The sequence below is a fragment of the Corynebacterium sp. HMSC069E04 genome, from assembly GCF_001813175.1.
GTDB classification, from domain to species: Bacteria; Actinomycetota; Actinomycetes; order Mycobacteriales; family Mycobacteriaceae; genus Corynebacterium; species Corynebacterium aurimucosum.
The window spans coordinates 1-517 of the sequence record NZ_KV811681.1 but is presented as its reverse complement, the minus strand read 5'-3'; the positions used below and the strand labels follow the sequence as shown (position 1 = coordinate 517).

The following is a 517-nucleotide window of genomic DNA, read 5'->3' as shown; positions in this document are numbered from 1 at the left end:
GCTGGGGTTAGCTGCTGTCGGGTGGTTCCTTTGGTGGCTGTTCTGGTGTTTGTGTTCCGGGAGGTTGTGTCGGTGCCTGCCGGTGTGGCGCTGGGTGGCTCTGTCTTCCAGTTTGCTCCGGTAATCCTTGGGTTGGTGCTGTGGTCTGTGTCTTTGCGGCTGCTTTTTCGGTGTTGAGTCTGGCGAGTGCTTCTTGGTATTCCGGCATTGCGGTAATTGGGGCACCCCAGGGTGGGATGAAGCTAACCCCGGTGTTGAGTCGGTACATGTAGCCGCGTCCGGTAGGCCTGTGTGGGTCATCGTCGTTAATGCCGTTGTGGTAGGCGCACAGGAAGGTCAGGTTTTTGATGTTGGTAAAGCCACCTGCTTGCCAGGGGATGAGGTGGTGGACTTGGCAGTAATCGGCTGGTTTGTTACAGCCTGGTCTTGAGCAGGTGTGGAATTCCGCGTGCAGGCTAAGACGCTGGTTGAGGTTTGCTCCGCGCGATAGTCGCCAGGTGTTGATGGGCCCGTCAAG

At 57.6% G+C, this 517-nt stretch carries 1 protein-coding gene; it reads right to left on the bottom strand.

All coding sequences use genetic code 11. The features are described 5' to 3' along the window. Positions 1–7: 7 nt before the first annotated feature. On the bottom strand, positions 8–517 hold a 510-nt coding region (locus HMPREF2896_RS12440; RefSeq protein ID WP_210388754.1), incomplete at its 5' end, for an HNH endonuclease signature motif containing protein.